The organism is Paracoccus sp. SSJ, assembly GCF_030234105.1.
Classification (GTDB): Bacteria; Pseudomonadota; Alphaproteobacteria; order Rhodobacterales; family Rhodobacteraceae; genus Paracoccus; species Paracoccus denitrificans.
Genome location: NZ_JASSPE010000013.1, coordinates 70,256 through 90,888 on the forward strand (window position 1 = coordinate 70,256; position 20,633 = coordinate 90,888).

At 67.9% G+C, this 20,633-nt stretch carries 20 protein-coding genes; 16 read left to right on the forward strand and 4 right to left on the reverse strand.

Features of this window, described 5'->3' with window-relative positions:
• Positions 1-14: 14 nt before the first annotated feature.
• Genes pstC through phoB form a run of 5 tightly spaced genes read left to right on the forward strand, consistent with a single transcriptional unit; the run spans position 15 to position 4,784 of the window.
• The gene (gene pstC, locus QPR87_RS14855; RefSeq protein WP_011750555.1) at positions 15-1,205 is read left to right on the forward strand and encodes a phosphate ABC transporter permease subunit PstC; all 1,191 of its coding nucleotides are present in this window, start codon (positions 15-17) and stop codon (positions 1,203-1,205) included.
• Entirely contained in the window at positions 1,202-2,545 is a 1,344-nt protein-coding gene (pstA, locus tag QPR87_RS14860) for a phosphate ABC transporter permease PstA (RefSeq protein ID WP_011750554.1), read from the forward strand. Before pstC ends, pstA begins: the two co-directional genes overlap by 4 nt.
• A 20-nt stretch (positions 2,546-2,565) precedes the next feature.
• Positions 2,566-3,363 (forward strand): phosphate ABC transporter ATP-binding protein PstB, encoded by a 798-nt coding sequence (gene pstB, locus QPR87_RS14865; RefSeq protein WP_011750553.1) that lies wholly within the window; start codon positions 2,566-2,568, stop codon positions 3,361-3,363.
• A 17-nt stretch (positions 3,364-3,380) separates the two neighbouring features.
• Positions 3,381-4,091 carry a phosphate signaling complex protein PhoU gene (gene phoU / locus QPR87_RS14870; RefSeq protein WP_011750552.1) on the forward strand — a complete coding sequence of 237 codons (711 nt, stop codon included), beginning with the start codon at positions 3,381-3,383 and terminating at the stop codon, positions 4,089-4,091.
• A gap of 3 nt (positions 4,092-4,094) precedes the next feature.
• On the forward strand, positions 4,095-4,784 hold the full coding sequence (gene phoB, locus QPR87_RS14875; RefSeq protein ID WP_011750551.1) for a phosphate regulon transcriptional regulator PhoB: 690 nt from the start codon (positions 4,095-4,097) through the stop codon (positions 4,782-4,784).
• A gap of 92 nt (positions 4,785-4,876) precedes the next feature.
• Here the strand turns inward: phoB and QPR87_RS14880 are convergent, their stop codons facing one another.
• From QPR87_RS14880 to tldD, 3 genes are all read right to left on the reverse strand, one after another.
• Entirely contained in the window at positions 4,877-7,012 is a 2,136-nt protein-coding gene (locus QPR87_RS14880; RefSeq protein ID WP_285050048.1) for an OmpA family protein, read from the reverse strand.
• A gap of 291 nt (positions 7,013-7,303) precedes the next feature.
• Positions 7,304-8,560, reverse strand: coding sequence for a DNA-processing protein DprA (gene dprA / locus QPR87_RS14885; RefSeq protein ID WP_285050049.1), 1,257 nt, complete (start codon positions 8,558-8,560; stop codon positions 7,304-7,306).
• Between the two features lie 97 nt (positions 8,561-8,657).
• Positions 8,658-10,079 (reverse strand): metalloprotease TldD, encoded by a 1,422-nt coding sequence (tldD, locus tag QPR87_RS14890; RefSeq protein ID WP_285050050.1) that lies wholly within the window; start codon positions 10,077-10,079, stop codon positions 8,658-8,660.
• Between the two features lie 160 nt (positions 10,080-10,239).
• On the opposite strand from tldD, the gene coxB reads away from it, so the two are divergent.
• From coxB to QPR87_RS14940, 10 genes are all read left to right on the forward strand, one after another.
• On the forward strand, positions 10,240-11,136 hold the full coding sequence (coxB, locus tag QPR87_RS14895) for a cytochrome c oxidase subunit II (protein WP_011750547.1): 897 nt from the start codon (positions 10,240-10,242) through the stop codon (positions 11,134-11,136).
• A 9-nt stretch (positions 11,137-11,145) separates the two neighbouring features.
• Positions 11,146-12,063 carry a heme o synthase gene (gene cyoE, locus QPR87_RS14900; protein WP_285050054.1) on the forward strand — a complete coding sequence of 306 codons (918 nt, stop codon included), beginning with the start codon at positions 11,146-11,148 and terminating at the stop codon, positions 12,061-12,063.
• Complete coding sequence (locus QPR87_RS14905; protein WP_285050055.1) at positions 12,063-12,332, forward strand: cytochrome c oxidase system small membrane protein; 270 nt, start codon at positions 12,063-12,065, stop codon at positions 12,330-12,332. The genes cyoE and QPR87_RS14905 overlap by 1 nt, the downstream gene beginning before the upstream one ends.
• A complete protein-coding gene (locus QPR87_RS14910) occupies positions 12,329-12,919 on the forward strand; it encodes a cytochrome c oxidase assembly protein (protein WP_285050056.1) in 591 nt (196 codons plus the stop codon). Before QPR87_RS14905 ends, QPR87_RS14910 begins: the two co-directional genes overlap by 4 nt.
• A 34-nt stretch (positions 12,920-12,953) precedes the next feature.
• Positions 12,954-13,778: a cytochrome c oxidase subunit 3 gene (locus QPR87_RS14915; RefSeq protein ID WP_011750543.1), complete on the forward strand. Its 825-nt coding sequence runs from the start codon at positions 12,954-12,956 to the stop codon at positions 13,776-13,778.
• A 65-nt stretch (positions 13,779-13,843) separates the two neighbouring features.
• Positions 13,844-14,515 (forward strand): SURF1 family protein, encoded by a 672-nt coding sequence (locus QPR87_RS14920; RefSeq protein ID WP_230999972.1) that lies wholly within the window; start codon positions 13,844-13,846, stop codon positions 14,513-14,515.
• A 9-nt stretch (positions 14,516-14,524) separates the two neighbouring features.
• Positions 14,525-15,913: a threonine synthase gene (thrC, locus tag QPR87_RS14925; RefSeq protein ID WP_285050058.1), complete on the forward strand. Its 1,389-nt coding sequence runs from the start codon at positions 14,525-14,527 to the stop codon at positions 15,911-15,913.
• A complete protein-coding gene (locus QPR87_RS14930) occupies positions 15,910-17,175 on the forward strand; it encodes a M16 family metallopeptidase (protein WP_011750540.1) in 1,266 nt (421 codons plus the stop codon). Before thrC ends, QPR87_RS14930 begins: the two co-directional genes overlap by 4 nt.
• Positions 17,175-17,756, forward strand: coding sequence for a GNAT family N-acetyltransferase (locus tag QPR87_RS14935; RefSeq protein WP_011750539.1), 582 nt, complete (start codon positions 17,175-17,177; stop codon positions 17,754-17,756). Before QPR87_RS14930 ends, QPR87_RS14935 begins: the two co-directional genes overlap by 1 nt.
• Entirely contained in the window at positions 17,756-19,156 is a 1,401-nt protein-coding gene (locus QPR87_RS14940; protein ID WP_285050060.1) for an FAD-binding oxidoreductase, read from the forward strand. Before QPR87_RS14935 ends, QPR87_RS14940 begins: the two co-directional genes overlap by 1 nt.
• Here QPR87_RS14940 and QPR87_RS14945 read toward each other — a convergent pair.
• On the reverse strand, positions 19,119-20,030 hold the full coding sequence (locus tag QPR87_RS14945; RefSeq protein ID WP_285050061.1) for a LysR family transcriptional regulator: 912 nt from the start codon (positions 20,028-20,030) through the stop codon (positions 19,119-19,121). The two genes, QPR87_RS14940 and QPR87_RS14945, sit on opposite strands and share 38 nt — an antisense overlap.
• Positions 20,031-20,134: 104 nt before the next feature.
• On the opposite strand from QPR87_RS14945, the gene QPR87_RS14950 reads away from it, so the two are divergent.
• Positions 20,135-20,578 carry a DoxX family protein gene (locus QPR87_RS14950; protein ID WP_285050063.1) on the forward strand — a complete coding sequence of 148 codons (444 nt, stop codon included), beginning with the start codon at positions 20,135-20,137 and terminating at the stop codon, positions 20,576-20,578.
• Positions 20,579-20,633: the final 55 nt, after the last annotated feature.

Sequence of the window (20,633 nt, forward strand, 5' to 3'; positions counted from 1 at the left end):
TTCCGAGGGCTCACATGCCTGTCTCATGGACCTTGCTGCTCGTCCTTGCCCTTGCCGGCGCGGGCTATTTCGTCACCCGCGCGCGCGTCGTCGCGCTGGCCGGGGGCGACGTGCGGCGGCTGCATTCGCGGCCCAGCTATCACGGCTGGAACGCGGCGCTGCTGACGGCGCTGCCGGCGCTGTTCCTGATCGCCATCTGGCGCTTTGTGCAACCGGCCGCGAATGCGACGCCCGTCGCGATCCTGGCGCTGGTCCTGGCCGCTGCCGGGCTTGGCTTCGCGCTTGTCCGCAGCGCGCCGGGCTTCCGGGCCCGCAATGCGGTCGAAAGCATGGTCAAGGGCCTGCTGATCCTGTGTTCCAGCATCGCCATCCTGACCACCGCCGGGATCGTCTTTTCGATGCTGTTCGAATCGGGGCATTTCTTCCGGCAGTATCCCTGGCATGACTTCTTCTTCGGCACCACATGGTCGCCGCGCTTCGGCGGCGGCTCGCAGCTGGGCATCCTGCCGCTGCTGTGGGGCACGCTCTACATCTCGCTGATCGCGCTGGCGGTTTCGGTGCCGATCGGGCTGTTCGCGGCGATCTACATGTCCGAATACGCCTCGCCCCGGTTGCGCGGCGTCGCCAAGCCGATGATCGAGGTGCTGGCCGGCATCCCGACCATCGTCTACGGCCTTTTCGCGCTGATCACCGTGGGCCCGATGCTGCGCGACTATTTCGCCCAGCCGCTGGGCCTGGGCAATTCCGGCTCGTCGGTGATGACGGCGGGGCTGGTCATGGGCATCATGCTGATCCCCTTCGTCAGCTCGCTTTCGGACGACATCATCAACGCGGTGCCGCAATCCTTGCGCGACGGCGCGCTGGGGCTTGGCTCGACGCAATCGGAAACCGTGCGCAAGGTGGTGCTGCCCGCCGCCCTGCCAGGCATCGTGGGCGCCGTCCTGCTGGCCGCCTCGCGCGCCATCGGCGAGACGATGATCGTCGTCCTGGGCGCGGGCGCCGCCGCCCGCATGGACCTGAACCCGTTCGAGGCGATGACCACGATCACCGTCAAGATCGTCAGCCAGCTGACCGGCGACAACGACTTCGCCGCACCCGAGACGCTGGTCGCCTTCGCGCTTGGCCTGACCCTGTTCGTCATCACGCTGGGGCTGAACATCGTCGCCCTCTACGTCGTGCGCAAATACCGGGAGCAATACGAATGAGCGATGCAACCCTCGACGGCGCGCAGCCCCGGTCCTCGCTGCTGGTCGCCGATCCGCGCACCCGCAAGCGCAACGCCGCCGAGGCGCGGTTCCGCGCCTATGGGCTGGGCGCCATCGTGATCTCGATGATCATGCTGGTGATCCTGCTCTTTACCATCGTCACCGGCGGCGTCGGCGCCTTTCGGCAGACCTATCTGGAAATCCCGGTGGCGCTGGATGCGGCGCAGCTGGACAAGAACGGCAATCGCGACCCCGCGGACATCCGCAAGGTCCTGACCCTGACCTATGGCAAGATCCTGGAGCAGTCGCTGCAACAGGCCATCGCCGACAAGGGCATCGCCGTCGCCGAGCTGTCGGCCAAGGACGTCTCGAACCTGATCTCCAAGGAGGCTTCGGCGCAGCTGCGCAATCGCGTGTTGGCCGATCCCGAACTGATCGGCCAGACCGTCGAGGCCCGCGTGCTGGTGAACGGCCGGGTGGACGGCTATTACAAGGGCCGCGTCAGCATGGAGAGTGCTGCGCGCGACGCCAATACCTCGCCGGCGCAGTTGCAGCTTGCCGATGCGCTGAAGGCGCAGGGCATGCTGGCGACGGAGTGGAACTGGTCCTTCCTGACCAGCCCCGACGCCTCGGACCAGCGCCCCGAGGCCGCGGGGGTGGGCATCGCCATCCTCGGCTCGCTCTACATGATGCTGGTGGTGCTGGCGCTCGCGGTGCCGATCGGCGTCGCCGCCTCGATCTATCTCGAGGAATTCGCACCCAAGAACCGCTGGACCGACATCATCGAGGTCAACATCTCGAACCTCGCGGCGGTGCCCTCCATCGTCTTCGGCATCCTGGGCCTTGCCGCCTTCATCAACTTCGCCGGCCTGCCGCAATCGGCGCCCATCGTCGGCGGCCTGGTGCTGACGCTGATGACGCTGCCGACGATCATCATCGCCACCCGCGCCGCGCTGAAGGCGGTGCCGCCCTCGATCCGCGACGCGGCGCTGGGGGTCGGGGCCTCGAAGATGCAGTCGGTGTTCCACCACGTCCTGCCGCTGGCCATGCCGGGCATCCTGACCGGCACCATCATCGGCCTGGCGCAGGCGCTTGGCGAGACCGCGCCGCTGCTGCTGATCGGCATGGTGGCCTTCGTCAAGAACTTCCCCTCGGCGCCGCCGGACGGGCTGTTCGAGCCGGCATCGGCGCTGCCGGTCCAGGTCTATAACTGGACCCAACGCGCCGACCCCGCCTTCATCGAGCGTGCCTCGGGGGCGATCATCGTGCTGCTGGCGTTCCTGCTCTGCATGAACCTGCTTGCCATTCTCCTGCGCCGCAAGTTCGAGCGCCGGTGGTAATCCCGGGAAGGAGACCCGATATGAACGACATGAGACTTCTGGAGCGCAGCGTGGACCAGACGGAAATCAAGATCTCGGCGCGGGACGTGCAGGTCTGGTATGGCGAAAAGCACGCGATCAGGGACGTGAACGTCGACCTGCTGGACAAGACCGTGACCGCCTTCATCGGTCCTTCGGGTTGCGGGAAGTCGACCTTCCTGCGCTGCCTGAACCGCATGAACGACACCATCGACATCAGCCGGGTCGAGGGCAAGATCATGCTGGACGGCGAGGACATCTATGACAAGCGCGTGGACCCGGTGCAGCTGCGCGCCCGCGTCGGCATGGTGTTCCAGAAACCGAACCCCTTCCCGAAATCGATCTATGACAACGTGGCCTACGGTCCCCGCATCCACGGCCTGGCGCGCAACCGCGCCGAGCTGGACGAGATCGTCGAGAAATCGCTGCGCGGCGCCGCGCTGTGGAACGAGGTCAAGGACCGGCTCGCCGATCCCGGCACCGGCCTGTCGGGCGGCCAGCAGCAGCGGCTTTGCATCGCCCGTGCTGTGGCGACCCAGCCCGAAGTGCTCTTGATGGACGAGCCCTGCTCGGCGCTGGACCCGATCGCCACCAGCCAGGTCGAGGAACTGATCGACCAGCTGCGCGCCGAATTCTCGGTGGTGATCGTGACCCACTCCATGCAGCAGGCGGCGCGCGTCAGCCAGAAGACCGCCTTCTTCCACCTGGGCAATCTGGTGGAATACGGCAATACCGACGACATTTTCACCAATCCGCGCGATCCGCGCACCGAAAGCTATATCTCGGGCCGCATCGGCTAGGCCGGACAGGAGCTGACATGAACAACGAACGCCATATCCTCTCTGCCTTCGACCGCGACCTGGAAACCGTGCAGGCGCTGGTCGTCAAGATGGGCGGCATGGTCGAAAGCGCCATCCACGACGCCGCCATCGCGCTGGAGACCCGCGACGGCGAACTGGCCGACGACATCCGCCGCCGCGACAAGGCCGTCGACGCGCTGGAGCACCAGATCAACGAGGAGGCCGCGCGCCTGATCGCGCTGCGCGCACCGCGGGCGACCGACCTGCGCATGGTGCTGTCGGTCATCAAGATCTCGCATATCCTCGAGCGCGTGGGCGATTACGCCAAGAACATCGCCAAGCGCAGCGACGTTCTGGCCGAGATGCCCGCCATCGAGGGCGCCGGCATGGCGCTGCGCCGCATGTCCGCCACGGTCGAGGCGATGATGAAGGACGCCCTGGACAGCTATATCCAGCGCGACGCCGCGCTGGCCGCCGACGTGCGCAAGCGCGACCTGGAAGTGGACCAGATGTATAACGCGCTGTTTCGCGAGTTCCTGACCCATATGATGGAGGATCCGCGCAACATCACCGCCTGCATGCACCTGCATTTCATCGCCAAGAACATCGAGCGCATGGGCGACCATGCCACCGGCATCGCCGAGCAGGTGATCTATCTGGCCACCGGCGAACTGCCCGACGAGCCGCGGCCCAAGGGTGAAAGCGTGCCGCGCATGGAGGGGGCCTGATCCATGGCGCAGACCCAACCCTGTGTCCTGGTCGTCGAGGACGAAGGCGCACAGCGCGAGGTGCTGAAATACAACCTCGAGGCCGAGGGCTTTGACGTGGTGCTGGCCGAGAACGGCGACGAGGCGATGCTGCTGGTCGCCGAGGAGCAGCCCGACCTGATCGTGCTGGACTGGATGCTGCCCAATGTCAGCGGTATCGAGATCTGCCGCCGGGTCAAGGCCGACCCCTCGACGCGCCAGATCCCGATCATCATGCTGTCGGCGCGCTCCGAAGAGGTGGACCGGGTGCGCGGGCTGGAGACGGGCGCGGACGACTATGTGGTCAAGCCCTATTCCGTGGTCGAGTTGATGGCGCGGCTGCGCACCCAATTGCGCCGCACCCGCCCGGCCTCGATGGGCGAAAGGCTCAGCTTTGCCGACATCATCCTGGATGCGGGCGAGCATCGGGTGTTCCGCGCCGGCCAGCCGGTGCATCTGGGCCCGACCGAGTTCCGCCTGCTTTCCACGCTGATGGAGAAGCCCGGCCGGGTCTGGACGCGCGAGCAATTGCTGGACCGGGTCTGGGGCCGCGACATCTATGTCGATACCCGCACCATCGACGTGCATGTCGGGCGGCTGCGCAAGGCGCTGATGGCCAATGGCGGCAACAACCCGGTGCGCACGGTGCGCGGCACCGGCTATTCGCTGGGCTGAGCCGGCACGGCCGGACAGACGAAGCCCGGGCTTGCCGGGCAAGCGAAAACCGCGGGGTCGCCCCCCGCGGTTTCCTTTTCGGGTCGGCGCAGTCAGTTCTGCGCCAGCAGGTCGGTGATCCGGCGCACGGCGACGCGGCGGTTCTGCCGCTCGGGCCCGTCGGTCGGCACCAGCAGGAACTGCTCGCCATAGCCCTGCACCACCATGTTCTCGGGCGGCACCTGGAAATATTCCGTCAAGGCCAGCGCCACTGATTCCGCGCGGCGGTCCGACAGGGCCAGGTTCGCGGCATCCGAGCCGACGGCGTCGGTATAGCCCTCGATCATGTAGATCTCGCGCGGGTCCTGGTCGATGCTGTCGCGGATCACCTTGCCCAGCGTCGCGAGCTCTTGCGCCTGGTCGGGGGTGATGGCCGAGGAGCCGGTGTCGAAGGTGATCTCGGGCACGTTCACCGGCGCGACCAGGGCACGCACCTCGGGAATGTTGCGGATCTGGCCCAGGCTGAAGCGGCGATCGATCGCCGCCTCGCGGCGCAGCGCCTCGCGCAGCGCGGCCTCGTCCAGCCGTTCGCGGTTGATGCGGACCGGCGGCGGCGCGGGCAGGGTCGAGATCTGCACGGGTTGCGCCTCGGTATCGTCGATGAGCCGGGTTTCCGTGCCGTCGGCGCGCATGAGCGTGCGGCGCAGGATGTTCATGTTCGCGTCGCGGATGGTGACGACGCGGCTGCCATCCTCGCGCAGCACCGTGGTCCGGGTCGAGCCGTCGTCGAAGGTCTCGGTCCGCACGTTCGAGCCGGGCCGATAGAGCAGGGTGTTGTCGTCCTTGATCACCTGCTGGCTGCCGTCGGGCAGCGTGACGACGACGCGGTCGCCGGTGTTCAGCGCCACCTGCCGGTCGTTCGACAGCATCTTGCCGACCGCCATGCCAGCCGCGCCGGCCAGGAGCAGCTTGGCGATGTCCTTGACCGTCTCGTCGCCGTCGTCGCGGCGGGCTTCCTCTTGCGGGGCCTCGGCAGGCTGTTGCTGTTGCAGGCCCTGCGCGACCGAAGTGGCAAATTCCTCGGCCGAACTGCGCGCGTTCTCGTCGGTGATCTGCACCTCGTTCAACTCGCCCTGGCCCTCCTCCTGCTCCTCGCCGGCCGACAGTGCGGCTGCCGCTGCGGGGGCCGCCTCTTCGGCGGCGCGCTGCGCCACGGCATTCGGCTGGGCCTGGACTTCGGGTGCCTGCACTTCGGTGGCCTGCTCTGACTCAGGCTGTGCTTGGCCGTCGGCCTGTTCCTGCAAGCGGCCTTCCAGCTCTTGCGCGTCCGGGCGCTGGCCGTCTTCGGCGCGCTGTTCGTCGGACTGGTCCGGCTGGGGCGCGGCCTCTTGCGATTGCTCCTGCAAGCGGCGCTCCAATTCCTGCGCATCCGGCGTCTCCGTGGCCGGAGCGTCATCGGCCCGCTGCTCAGCCGGCTGGGGCGGTTCCGCCCCGGGCGCCTGTTGCGCGGCGTTGTCCTGCTGGGCGTCGGGCGCAGCCGTCGGCGGCTCGTCGGACTGTTCGGGACGCGGCTCTGCGGGCGTGGTTTCCGTCGTGGCCTGCGTCTCGGCATCCGGGGCTGCTTCGGGCTGAGCGGCGGGGCGCGAGCCTTGCGGATCGGCAGCGTCCGCCTGCGGCTTCTGTGCCGGGGCCGGATCGGTTGTGGTGACCGCGTCTGGCGTGTCGGGCTTGGGCGCGGGAAGCCCATCCTGATCCGCCGCCTGGTCGGGTTGGGCCGCCTGGGGCTTGGCCTGCGGCTCGGCGGCCTCGACCACGGGCGGCTTGGCCTGGGGTTCTTCGGCCTGCGTCACCTCGGGCTTTGCTGCGGGGGGCGAGGTCTCCTGCTCCTCGGGGGCCGCTTCGCTCCGAGGCTGCGGTTCCTGCTGCTCGTCGGATGGCTGGCCGCCTTCTTGCGGCTGTTCGGGGGGCGGCTCTGCGGCTTCAGGCGCATCGGCTTGGGGCTGCGGCTCGCCGGGGCTCTCGGGCTCGGCCTGGGATTCGGCCTCTGCCTCCGCCTCTGCCGGAGCGGGTTCGGGCGCGGATTGCGGCTCCTGCGCCTGCTCGGTTTCGGGCTGGCCGGGCTGGTCCTGCGGCAGGATGACCTGTTCGCCGGTGTCGGGGGCCTGCTGGTCCTGCGCCACCGCCAGTTGCGGGGCGATCAGGGACAGGCTGGTCACGATCGCTGTCGTTGTCTTGTAGATGCGGCGCATGTCGGTCCTCTTTCCGATGGTCGCTGGATCGTTCGTCAACCTTTGGCGGATGGCCCAGTTCCCAAACAAGCGCGTGACCGCGCCGTGATTAGGGTTCAGGAGCAGTGGGCACGCGGCGGGACGGTGATGCGCATTGATTCCTCGCGGCCTTCTTGGAGGCTGGCGGTATCGTTTCGCAAATGCTTCGGCGTGCTGAAAAAGCGGTCGGCAAAGCCCTGTTGGCGATAGCGCCGGTCGTCCATCCCGCGCGGCTCGGGGGCAGAAGCGGCTGGATCGGTCCCAACTCGGCCCTTAACCGCCGTTCAGCGCCAGCTTGCCGCCGGCAATGCGCTGCACCCGACCGGACAGTTCCAGCGCCAGGATGGCAGGCGCGAGGACGGCTGCCGGCACCCCGAGATCGCGGATCAGCATGTTTTCCTCGGTCGGGCTGGGGCCCAGCCGGGCCAGGATCCGTCCTTCCAGGTTCACCGGACCGCCCGCGTCGCGCGGCCTGCCCATCATCGGCCTGTGGTGGATGCCGTGACCCAGTTCCGCAAGCCGGCGGGCGACCGCAGCCGGTTGTCGGACCTGTACGGGCATCGCTGCCACCGCGGCGGGGGTGGCCTCGACCGGGTTTTCCGCCGGTGCCTGCTTCGCGGCTATGGGGTCGTTCGATTGCAGTGCCGCCAGCACATCGGCCGAATTGCGCACCAGGGTCGCGCCGTCGCGGATCAGCGCGTTGCAGCCGCCGGCCCGCGCATCCATCGGATGGCCCGGCACTGCCATCACCTCGCGCCCCTGGTCCAGCGCGCAGCGCGCGGTGATCAGGCTGCCGGAGCGATATGCAGCCTCGACCACCACCACGGCGCGCGACAGGCCCGAGATGATGCGGTTGCGGGCGGGGAAATGCCGGGCCACGGGCTCGGTTCCCGGCGGCTGTTCGGTAACGAGCAGGCCGGTTTCGCAGATTTCTTCGGCCAGGGCCGCATTCTCGCCGGGATAGATCTTGTCGATGCCGCCGGCCATGACCGCGATGGTGCCGCCATGCAGCGCGGCTTCATGCGCGATGGTGTCGATGCCGCGCGCGAGGCCCGCGACGACCGCCGCGCCCGATTGCGACAGGCCCGAGGCCATGCCGCGCGCCATGCGCAAGCCCAGCGACGAGGCGTTGCGCGCACCGATCACCGCCACCGGCATGCGCGCCAGAACCGATATGTCGCCGCGCAGCCACAGCACCGCAGGCGCATCGGCCACCTCGCGCAGCAGAGCGGGATAGTCCGGGTCGCCCCAGGTCAGAAGTCGGGCGCCGGCGCGATGGCCGGCCGCGATCTCGGCCTCGGCCGCGGCGATGGGGCAGGGGGCGTAATCCTCGACCCCTGCGGCGCGGGCGATGGCCGGCAGGGCGGCCAATGCCGCTTCGGCGCTGCCATGCTCGTCCAGCAGCCGGTGGAAGGTCGCCGGCCCGACCCTGCGCGAGCGGATGAGGCGCAGGATGGCAAGCCCGTCCCCCTTAGGCCCGGGAGGGGTATGCTGGGGATCCGAAGAAAGCAGCCTTGCCATCGTGTCCATGCCTTTGCCTCATCCGCAGGCCGAGTCATGGCATGGCAATGGTTAAGAATGGGTTAGCGGCCCAAGGAATCCTTCAAGATATTGGAATACAAGCGATTCAGGCCGCAGACCCGCCGATGGTCAGCCCGCCGATGCGCAGCGTGGGCAAGCCGACGCCGACCGGAACCCATTGGCCCTGCTTGCCGCAATTGCCGATTCCCGGGTCCAGCGACAGGTCGTTTCCGATGGCGCGAATCTGCTCCAGCGCGGTGGCGCCGTCGCCGATCAGCGTTGCGCCGCGGATCGGGTCGCCGACCTGGCCGTTCCTGACCCGATAGGCTTCGGTGCACGAGAACACGAACTTGCCGTTGGTGATGTCCACCTGCCCGCCGCCGAAGCCGACCGCATAGATGCCGTCCTCGAGCCCGGCAAGGATCGAGGTCGGATCTTCGGACCCCGCCAGCATGAAGGTGTTGGTCATGCGCGGCATGGGGGCATGGGCGTGGCTTTGCCGCCGGCCGTTGCCGGTGGGTGCCACCCCCATCAGCCGGGCGTTCTGCCGGTCCTGCATGTAGCCGACCAGAATCCCGTCCTCGATCAAGACGTTGCGGCCGGGCGGCGTGCCCTCGTCATCGACTGAGATCGAGCCGCGCCGGTCGGGAATGGTGCCGTCGTCGACGACGGTCACGCCGGGCGCCGCGACGCGCCGGCCCATCAGCCCGGCAAAGGCGGAATGGCCCTTGCGGTTGAAATCGCCCTCGAGCCCATGGCCCACGGCCTCGTGCAGCAGGATGCCGGGCCAGCCCGGACCCAGCACCACATCCATCACTCCGGCAGGCGCGGGGACCGAGCGCAGGTTGACCAGCGCGATGCGCAGCGCCTCGCGCACCAGCCCCTGCCAGTGCTCGGGGGCGTCCATGCCGGCAAGGCCGATGCGCCCGCCGCCGCCGGCGGTGCCCGACTCGCGCCGTGCGTTCGATTCGACGATCACCGAGACGTTGAGCCGTGCCATCGGCCGGATGTCGGTGGCAAGCCCGCCCTCGGGGCGCAGGATCGCCACCTCCTGCACCGAGGTGGCGATGCTGGCCGAGACCTGCACCACGCGCGGGTCCAGCCCGCGTGCGAAGGCGTCGATTTCCCGCAGGAGGGCCACGCGGGCGGCGAAGGGAACGTCCTCGGCCGGGTCGATGGCGGCATAGAGCGGCCGGATCTCGCCCTCGGGCGGCAGGGCCAGCGTGCCGCCGCCGGCGCCGACCGCCAGCCGCACCGTCTGGGCCGCCTTCTTCAGCGCAGCCTCGTCGATCTCGGTCGAATGGGCATAGCCGGTGACCTCGCCCCGCACGGCACGCAGGCCGAAGCCCTGCTCGGCATCATAGCTTGCGGTGCGCAGCCGGCCGTCGTCGAAGACCAGCGCCTCGGAACGGGAGCGTTCCAGGAAAAGTTCGCCGTCATCCGCGCCGGCCAGGGCGTCGCGCAGGATGCGCAGCGCGCGGTCCTGATCGAGATGCGTCCGGAAGGGTGAAAACGAAGCGTCTGTCATGGAACCGGTCCTTGTCATGAAGCCCCGCCTAGGGCTTTTTTGACAAGAAGTCGATAGGTATGGCTTGCCCGCCGGGGTAAGATATGGTTCTGGTGCAGGACCGAATGCCGGCGGCCTCAGGACAGGGGCCTGCCGGCGGCATGATAGGCAACGGGATGGGATGATGGCAATTGCGACCAAGCGCCGCGGGGTGGCGGCGGTGATGAGCCTGGGAGTTGCGACGATGACGGCCGTGCCGGCCTTGGCGCAGGACGTGCTGGGCGATCTGCCGGTGATCGGCAAGCCGGTGAACGGCGGGATGAACTTCCAACCGGCGTCGAGCCCGCTGGCGCATGACCAGCAATGGCTGGATCATTTCGTGCTCTACATCATCACGGCCGTGACGATCTTCGTCTGCCTGCTGCTGCTGATCTGCATCGTCCGTTTCAACCGCCGGGCGAATCCGGTGCCGGCGCGCTTTACCCACAACACTCCGATCGAGGTGATCTGGACCCTGGTCCCGGTGCTGATCCTGGTGGCGATCGGGGCCTTCTCGCTGCCGATCCTGTTCCGCAGCCAGGAGATGCCGAACGATCCCGACCTGGTGATCAAGGCCATCGGCCACCAGTGGTACTGGTCCTATGAATACCCCAATGACGGCGTCGCCTTCGATGCGCTGATGCTGGAGAAAGAGGCCCTGGCCGATGCCGGCTATTCCGAGGACGAGTATCTGCTGGCGACCGACAACCCGGTCGTGGTTCCGGTCGGCAAGAAGGTCCTGGTCCAGGTGACCGCCACCGACGTGATCCACGCCTGGACCATCCCCGCCTTCGCCGTCAAGCAGGACGCCGTGCCGGGCCGCATCGCGCAGCTGTGGTTCTCGGTCGACCAGGAGGGCGTCTATTTCGGCCAGTGCTCCGAGCTTTGCGGCATCAACCACGCCTATATGCCCATCGTCGTCAAGGCGGTCAGCCAGGAGAAATACGAAGCCTGGCTTGCCGGCGCGAAAGAGGAATTCGCCGCCGACGCCTCGGACTACCTGCCCGCCAGCCCCGTCAAGCTGGCCTCGGCAGAGTAAGGCCGGGCCGTGGCCGATATCAACGCATATGAGGGGCCTGCCGAGGCGGGCTTCGGGGACTATGTCGCGCTTCTGAAGCCGCGCGTCATGTCGCTGGTGGTGTTCACGGCCTTCGTGGGGCTGTGGATCGCGCCGCAGCCGGTCAACCCCTTCGTCGCCTTCTGCGCGGTGCTGTTCATCGCGCTGGGGGGCGGGGCCTCGGGCGCCCTCAACATGTGGTATGACGCCGACATCGATGCGGTGATGCGTCGCACCGCGGGCCGTCCCGTGCCCTCGGGCCGCGTCACCTCGCAAGAGGCGCTGGCGGTCGGCATCGCGCTGTCGGGCCTGTCGGTGATGATGCTGGGGCTGGCGGCGAACTGGTTCGCGGCCGGGTTCCTGGCCTTCACCATCTTCTTCTATGCCGTGGTCTATACGATCTGGCTGAAACGCTCGACGCCGCAGAACATCGTCATCGGCGGCGCGGCCGGGGCCTTCCCGCCCATGATCGGCTGGGCCTGCGCCACCGGCGGCATCGGCATCGAGTCGCTGTTGATGTTCGCGCTGATCTTCTTCTGGACGCCGCCGCATTTCTGGGCCTTGGCGCTGTTCATGAAGGACGACTATTCCAAGGCCGGCGTGCCGATGCTGACCGTGACCCATGGCCGCAAGGTCACGCGTTGCCATATCTTCGCCTATACGCTGGTGCTGGCGCCCTTTGCGCTCTGGCTGGGCTTCACCTCGGTCGGCGGGCCGCTCTACCTGGCGGTCTCGGTGGTGCTGAATGCGCTGTTCATCGCCGGGGGCTGGCAGATCCTGCGCCGCAGCGAGGACCAGGCCCAGGCCGATGGCTACCGGGTCGAGAAGCGTTATTTCCGCCTGTCGCTCTATTACACCTTCCTGCATTTCCTGACGCTGCTGGTCCAGCATTGGGTCGGAGGATGGTGATGCTGCCCCAGGTCGAGCATGAGTTGCACAAGCGCCGCCGCAGCCGGAACATCGGCCTGCTGGTCGTGCTGCTGGCCTTCGTCGCGCTGGTCTTCGGGCTCTCGGTGGTCAAGATCACCCAGGGCGACATGATGCAGGGTTATGACCACCGGCCGCGCGCCTCGATGCTGCCGCCCGATCCCGATCCGCCGGCGCCGAATGCCGCGCCCGTGGCCGCGCCGGGCACCCCTGCCGCCACGCAGGGCGTCATGCAGGAGGCGAACCAATGAGCGGCGGGAAGAAGCCAAGGTCGAACACCCGCACCGTGGCCATGCTGGCCGGCGTCGTGGTGCTGATGGGTGCGCTCAGCTGGGCGGCGGTGCCGTTCTATTCCTGGTTCTGCAAGGTAACCGGCTTTGCCGGCACCACCAACGTGGCCGAGGCCGCGTCGGACACGGTGCTGGACGAAAAGATCCGGGTGCGCTTCGACGCCAATGCGGACAGCAATCTCGGCTGGACCTTCCGCCCGATGCAGCGCGAGATGGAGCTGAAGATCGGCGAGAACGCCATCGCCTTCTACGAGGCGATCAACAACACCGACGAGCCGGTGACCGGCACGGCGAGCTATAACGTGGCGCCCGATGCGGCCGGCTATTTCTTCAACAAGATCGAATGCTTCTGCTTTACCGAGCAGACCCTGCAGCCGGGGGAGCGGGTCGAGATGCCGGTCAGCTTCTTCGTCGATGCCGATCTGGTGAACGACCGCGACGCCGGTCGCATCCGCGACATCACCCTGTCCTATACCTTCCATCGGACCGATCCGCCCGCGCCCAAACAGGCGGCGCTGGACGCGAAAACGGAACCGACCGTAAACTGAGCAACAAGAACCAGCAACAGCCGGAAATGCAGCCATGGCCCATGTAAAGAACCACGACTATCAGATCCTGCCGCCATCGATCTGGCCGTTCTTCGGCGCGATCGGCGCCTTCGTGATGCTGACCGGCGCGGTCGCCTGGATGAAGGGCATCACCTTCTTCGGGCTTCCTGTCGAGGGGCCGTGGATGTTCCTGATCGGTCTGGTGGGCGTGCTCTACGTCATGTTCGGCTGGTGGGCCGATGTCGTGAACGAGGGCGAGACGGGCGAACATACCCCGGTGGTGCGCATCGGCCTGCAATACGGCTTCATCCTGTTCATCATGTCCGAGGTGATGTTCTTCGTCGCCTGGTTCTGGGCCTTCATCAAGAACGCCCTGTATCCGATGGGACCGGACAGCCCGATCAAGGACGGCGTCTGGCCGCCCGAGGGCATCGTTACCTTCGACCCCTGGCACCTGCCGCTGATCAACACGCTGATCCTGCTGCTTTCGGGCGTTGCCGTGACCTGGGCGCACCATGCCTTCGTGCATGAAGGCGATCGCAAGACCACGATCAACGGGCTGATCGTCGCGGTGATCCTGGGCGTCTGCTTCACCGGCTTGCAAGCCTATGAATACAGCCACGCGGCGTTTGGCCTGGCTGATACTGTCTATGCCGGCGCCTTCTACATGGCCACCGGGTTCCACGGTGCCCATGTCATCATCGGCACGATCTTCCTGTTCGTCTGCCTGATCCGCCTGCTCAAGGGTCAGATGACCCAGAAGCAGCATGTCGGCTTCGAGGCCGCCGCCTGGTATTGGCATTTCGTCGATGTGGTCTGGCTGTTCCTCTTTGTCGTGATCTATATCTGGGGCCGCTGATCCCGACAGAGATTTCCACGGCGCGGGGCAGATGTTCCCGCGCCGTTTGCTTTGGAGGCCCACCCATGCGCCGTTACCTGTTCCCGCTGATCGTCGGTGTGGTGGGCTGCGCCATCCTGATTTCGCTGGGCATGTGGCAGCTTCAGCGGCTGGACTGGAAAGAAGGGCTGATCGCCCAGATCCAGCAAAGGATCGAGGGCCGGCCCGTGCCCCTGCCGGCAGCGGTGGATCCGTCGATGAAATACATGCCGGTGCTGGTCTCGGGCCAGACCACGGGTCAGGAGATCGACGTGCTGTCGGGCACGCGCGAGGCGGGCGGCGGCTATCAGGTCGTCTCGGGTTTCGTCACCGATGACGGGCGCAGGATCCTGCTGGATCGGGGTTTCGTCGATCAGGACCACAAGCGTGCCCCGCGCCCGCCGGTGCGGCTGGAGGTGGCGGGCAACCTGCACTGGCCCGACGAGAAGGGCAGCGCCACGCCCGAGCCCAACCTGACCGAGAACGTCTGGTTCGCCCGCGACGTGCCCGCCATGGCCGCGCAGCTGGGGACCGAGCCGGTGCTGGTCGTGGCGGCCGAGGTGCGGGGCGATGCGCAGGGGGTGCGGCCGATCCCGGTCGCGGTCGAGGGCATTCCGAACAACCACCTGAGCTATGCCGCGCAATGGTTCATGATCGCTGCGGTTTGGGCAGGGATGACAGTGGCGCTGATCTGGCGTATCAGGCAGCGGCAATTCTAGGGGGACGCGATGCGTTACGTTTCGACACGGGGGCGGGCTCCGGTCCTGGACTTCGAACAGGCGATGATGACCGGGCTGGCGCGGGATGGCGGGCTTTACCTGCCCGAGGCGATCCCGATGTTCTCGGCCGATGAGATCGCCCGCTTCGAGGGCCTGCCCTATGAAGAGGTCGCGCGGCGCGTCATCAGCCCCTTCGTCGGCGAAAGCTTCGACGATGCCGAGTTGCGCGATGCCATCGCCCGGGCCTATCAGGGCTTCGACCATATCGCCCGTGCGCCGCTGGTCCAGCTTGCGCCCGGCCATCACCTGCTGGAGCTGTTCCACGGGCCCACGCTGGCCTTCAAGGACTTCGCCATGCAGCTGATCGGCCAGCTGTTCCAGCTGGCGCTGGCGCGCTCGGGGCAGCGGGTCACGATCCTTGGCGCGACCTCGGGCGATACCGGCTCGGCCGCGATCGAGGCGTTCCGGGGCCTGCCCAACGTCGACGTGTTCATCATGTATCCGCATGGCCGGGTCAGCGAGGTGCAGCGCCGGCAGATGTCCACGCCTGCCGACGCCAACGTCCATGCGCTGGCGGTCGACGGCACCTTCGACGATTGCCAGGCGCGGCTGAAGGATCTGTTCAACGACCACGATTTCCGCAATGCGGTCGGGCTTGCGGGCGTCAATTCGATCAACTGGGCGCGGGTGCTGGCGCAGATCGTCTATTACTTCACCGCCGCCGTCAGCCTTGGCGCGCCGCGGCGCGAGGTGGACTTCACCGTGCCGACCGGCAATTTCGGCGATATCTTCGCAGGCTCCATCGCCAGGACCATGGGCCTGTCCATCGGCAGGCTGATCGTGGCCACCAACCAGAACGACATCCTGCACCGGGCGCTGACCAGCGGCGAATACCGCGTCGGCACCGCCCGTCCCTCGATCAGCCCTTCGATGGACATCCAGGTCAGTTCGAACTTCGAACGCGCGCTGTGGCTGGCCTATGACCATGACGGCAATGCCGTGTCGCGGCTGATGGACGAGCTGAAATCCGGCGGCTTCGCCATCAGCCAGGGCGCGTTGCAGCAGTTGCGCGAGACCTATGTCTCGGGGCGCGCCTCGGAGGCGGAGACGACGGCGATGATCGCCACCATCCGCGAGGAGACGGGCGAGGTGATCTGCCCGCATACCGCCGTCGCCGTGAAGGTGGCGCGCGAGCATATGCGTCCCGGCGTGCCGATGGTCAGCCTGTCGACCGCGCATCCGGCGAAATTCCCCGATGCGGTCGAGGCCGCCATCGGCATTCGCCCGCCTCTGCCGCCGCACATGGCCGACCTGTTCCAGCGCGACGAACGCATCACCCGTATTGCAAATGACGCCGATGCCATTAAATCGCTGATCCTTGAACGGAGAACAGTGTGAGCCAGATCCGCATCAGCACCCTTCCCAACGGCCTGCGTGTCGTCAGCCGCGACATGCCCGGCCTGCATTCCGCCGCCATCGGCATCTGGGTCAATGCCGGCTGCCGCGACGAGCGCGCCGAGCAGAACGGCATCGCCCATTTCCTTGAACACATGGCCTTCAAGGGCACGGCGCGGCGCAGCGCGCTGGAGATCGTCGAGTCGATCGAGAATGTCGGCGGCTATATCAACGCCTATACCTCGCGCGACGTGACCTCCTATTACGCGCGGGTGCTGGCGGGGGATGTGGAGCTGGCGCTGGACGTCATCTCGGACATCGTCATGAATCCGGTCTTCGACCAGCGCGAGATCGAGGTCGAGCGCGGCGTGATCCTGCAAGAGATCGGCCAGGCGCTGGACACGCCCGACGACGTGATCTTCGACTGGCTGCAAGAGGCGGCCTATCCCGACCAGCCCATGGGCCGCACCATCCTGGGGCCGGCCGAGCGGGTCAGCCGCTTTGGCCGCGACGACCTGTCGGGTTTCATCGGCGAACATTACGGCCCCGAGCGCATGATCGTTTCCGCCGCCGGCGCGGTCGAGCACGACCGCATCCTGCGCCAGGTCGAGGCGATCTTCGGTCATCTGCCGGCCCGTGCCCTGACCAAGCGCGAGCCCGCCCGCTGGCAGGGCGCCGAGGCCCGTCGCGTCAAGGGGTTGGAGCAGGCGCATTTCGCGCTGGCCTTCGAGGGGCCGGGCTATCAGGCGCCCGATTTCTATGCCGCGCAGATCTGGACCTCGGCGCTGGGGGGCGGCATGTCCTCGCGCCTGTTCCAGAAGCTGCGCGAGGAAAAGGGCCTGTGCTATTCGATCTTTGCGCAAAGCGGCTTTCATGACGATACCGGCATGGTGACGATCTATGCCGGCACTTCGGGCGAGCAGATCGCCGACCTGGCCACGCTGACCGTGGACGAGTTGAAACGCTCGGCCGAGGACATGACCGAGACCGAGGTGGCCCGCGCGCGGGCGCAGCTCAAGGCCGGGCTGCTGATGGGCCTGGAAAGCCCGACCGGCCAGGCCGAGCGCATGGCGCGCTCGCTCTCGATCTGGGGCCGGGTGCCCGATCCCGCCGAGGTGGCCGAGCGCATCGACGCCGTGACCGTCGCCGCTATCCGCGCCCATGCCGAGCGGCTGATCGCCCATGCCCGTCCGGCGCTGGCGCTTTACGGGCCGGTCGAGGGCGCGCCCTCGCGCGAGGTGCTTGCCGAAAGGCTTGCCGCCTGATGTTCTCCCGCCGCCGTCCGCCGCGCCTGGAAACCGAGCGGATGGTGCTGCGCCTGCCGGCGCATGCGGATTTCGGGCCATGGGTGGCGCTGCGGGTCGAAAGCCGCGCCTTCCTGACCCCGTGGGAGCCGGTCTGGGCGCCCGATCACCTGTCGAAGCGCAGCTTCACCAACCGGGTCTATTGGGCGCAGCGCGCCAGCCGCAACGGCACGGCGCTGCCGTTGTTCCTGATCCGGCGCGACGGCACGCTGCTGGGGGCGATCACGCTGGACAATATCCGCCGCGGCCCGGCGCAATCGGCGACCATCGGCTATTGGATCGGCCAGCCCTTCGCCCGGCAGGGCTACATGCGCGAGGCCATCGGCGCGCTGGTGCAGCATGCGTTCAGCGAGATGGACCTGAGCCGCATCGAGGCCGCCTGCCTGCCCGAGAACACCCCTTCGCGCGGGGTGCTGGAACGCTCGGGCTTCAAGTATGAGGGCGTCGCGCAAAGCTATCTGCAGATCAACGGCCGCTGGCGCAATCATGTGCTTTATTCCAACCTGCGCCACGACCGGCGCGGCAAGACCGAGGTGCGCTGATGCTGAATCCCGCCGACGACGCCCTGGCCGCGCGCCTGCCCGCCGGTGTGCTGCGCGAGGTGACGCCCGCCTATCTGGAGGAGCCGCGCGGCCGCTGGCGGGGCCATGCCGGGCTGGTCGCCGCACCGCGCAATACCGATGAGGTCGCCTCTGTGGTCCGCGCCTGCGCCGAGGCCCGCGTCGCCATCGTGCCGCGCGGCGGCGGCACCGGGCTGGTCGCGGGCCAGGTGATGCCCGACGGTCCGGCGCCGCTGATCCTGTCGCTGGAGCGGATGACCGCGCTGCGCGGCGTCTGGCCCGAAGAGAACGTGCTGGTGGCCGAGGCCGGCATGACCCTGCAAGCCGTGCGCGACGCGGCCGAGGGCGCGGGCCGGCTGTTCCCGCTGTCGCTGGCGAGCCAGGGCACCGCGGCCATCGGCGGCTGCCTTGCGACCAATGCCGGCGGCGTCACCGCGCTGCGCTATGGCACGGCCCGCGCGCTGTGCCTGGGCATCGAGGCGGTGCTGCCCGACGGCTCGGTCGTCCACGACCTGAAGCGGCTGCGCAAGGACAATACCGGCTACGACCTGCGCGACCTGCTGATCGGGGCCGAGGGCACGCTGGGCGTCATCACCGCCGCCAGCCTCAAGCTGGTGGTGCCGCCGCCGAATATCGGCACCGCCATGCTGCAGGTGCCCTCGCCCGAGGCGGCGCTGACGCTTCTTGCGCTGGCCGAGGGGCGCATGGCCGGCGGCGTCACCGCCTTCGAGCTGATCGGCGGGCAGGGGCTGGCCTTTCTGGCCGAGGTGCTGCCCGAGATCCGCCAGCCCCTGCCCGGCGTGGAATGGTCGGTGCTGGTCGAGGTCGGCCTGCCCGAAGGGATGGCCCCCGAGGCGGCGCTGGAGGGGCTGCTCATGGATGCCATGGAGCGCGGCCTTGTCACCGATGGGGTGATCGCGCAATCGGGGGCGCAGGCGGCGGGCTTCTGGCACCTGCGCGAACATATCCCCGAGGCGAACCGCCGCATCGGCGCCGTCGCCAGCCATGACATCAGCCTGCCGCTGTCGGAAATCGCCGGCTTCATCCGCGATGCCGGCGCGGCGTTGTCGGGTGAGGGGGTGCGGATCAACTGCTTCGGCCATCTGGGCGACGGCAACCTGCATTACAACCTGTTCCCGGCGCCGGGACGCCATCGCGCGGATTATGACGACCGGCGCAAGGCGCTGTCGGAACGGGTGCATGGCATGGTGGTCGCGCGCGGCGGCTCGTTCTCGGCCGAGCATGGCGTGGGGCGGCTGAAGACCGGCGATCTGGCCCGCTGGGGCGATCCGGCGCGGCTGGCGGCGATGCGAGCGATCAAGGCGGCGCTCGATCCGCTGGGCATCATGAATCCGGGCGCGGTGCTTTCAGCAGCGGGCTGAGCCCCATCCGCAGGTGGTCCAGATAGGCCGTCAGCCGTGGCGGCAGGAAGGGTCGCGGCAGATACAGCGCCTGGATGTCCAGTTGCGGGCGGACGAAACCGGGCAGCAGTCGTTCCAGCCGGCCCTCGGCCACGTCGCGGGCGACGACGAAGCTGGGGATCAGCGCGACGCCCTCGCCCTCCAGCACCAACCGCCGCACGGCTTGGGCGCTGTTGACCGTGATGCGGCCGGGCAAGGGGACGCTGACCGCCTTGCCCTCGATCAGAAAGACGGCCCGGCCCGGATTCTGGGCATTGCTGTCGCGGATGTTCACATGGTCGCGCAGATCCTCGGGCCGGTCCGGGCGTGGATGCGCGGCCAGATAGGCGGGGCTGGCCACCACCCAGGTCTCGGTCTGGCCGATGCGGCGGGCGATCAGGCTGGAATCGGGAAGCTGGCCGATGCGCAGCGCCAGGTCGAAGCCCTCGGCCGCCAGGTCGACATAGCGGTCCGACAGGTTCAGGTCGATATCGATGCCCGGATGCGCACGGGCAAAATCGCGGGTCAGGGTGGTCGCGAACATCTCGCCAAAGGCGACGGGTGCGGTGATGCGCAGCCGGCCCGTCAGCGCACCCTCCTCGGCATGGGCCTGCGCATCCAGTTCCTCGACCGCCGCCAGCACGCGGCGGGCGGCGGTCAGGTAGCGCTCGCCCGCCGGGGTCAGCGACAGCGCGCGGGTGGTGCGGTTAAGCAGCGTGACGCCCTGCTGCCCCTCCAGCGCCGCGACATATTTGCTAACCAGCTTGTTCGAGATCCCCAGCCGCTCGCCCGCGCGGGTGAACGATCCTGCATCGACCACGGCGACAAAGGCGCGGATGCCGTCGATCCTGTCCATCTGCATCCCCAAAGTGGCGACAATGTTTCCACGAATATGGCAATTTTCGCGGCAATGGCCAAGGGCTATCTGATGCGCAACGAACAGTTGCAAGGAAACGCACCATGACCGACCTGAGCCAAAGTGCCCCGACCCTGGCACCGACCCCGACCCTGGCCGAGCGCAATGCCGACATCGCCGCCTTCATCCTGCGGGTCTCGACCGGCGCCTGGTTCCTCGTCCACGGGCTGATCAAGCTCGTGGTCTTCACTCCCGCGGGCACGGCGGGCTATTTCCAGTCCATCGGCCTGCCCGGTGTCCTGGGCTACCTGACCATCCTGGCCGAGGTCCTGGGCGGCCTGGCGCTGATCGCCGGGCTCTTTACCCGCCAGGTCGCGCTGGCGATGGTTGCCGTGCTGCTGGGCGCCGCCTGGTTCGGGCATGGCGGTTCGGGCTTCACCTTCAGCAATCCGGGCGGCGGCTGGGAATACCCCGTGCTCTGGGCCATCACCATGGTCGCGCTGGCGCTTCTGGGCGACGGGGCCTGGTCGCTGGGCAAGCGCCGCTGACAATCTGTCGGTAACGAGTGGGAAACGATGTTGCGCAAGCCGGCCTTCGGGCCGG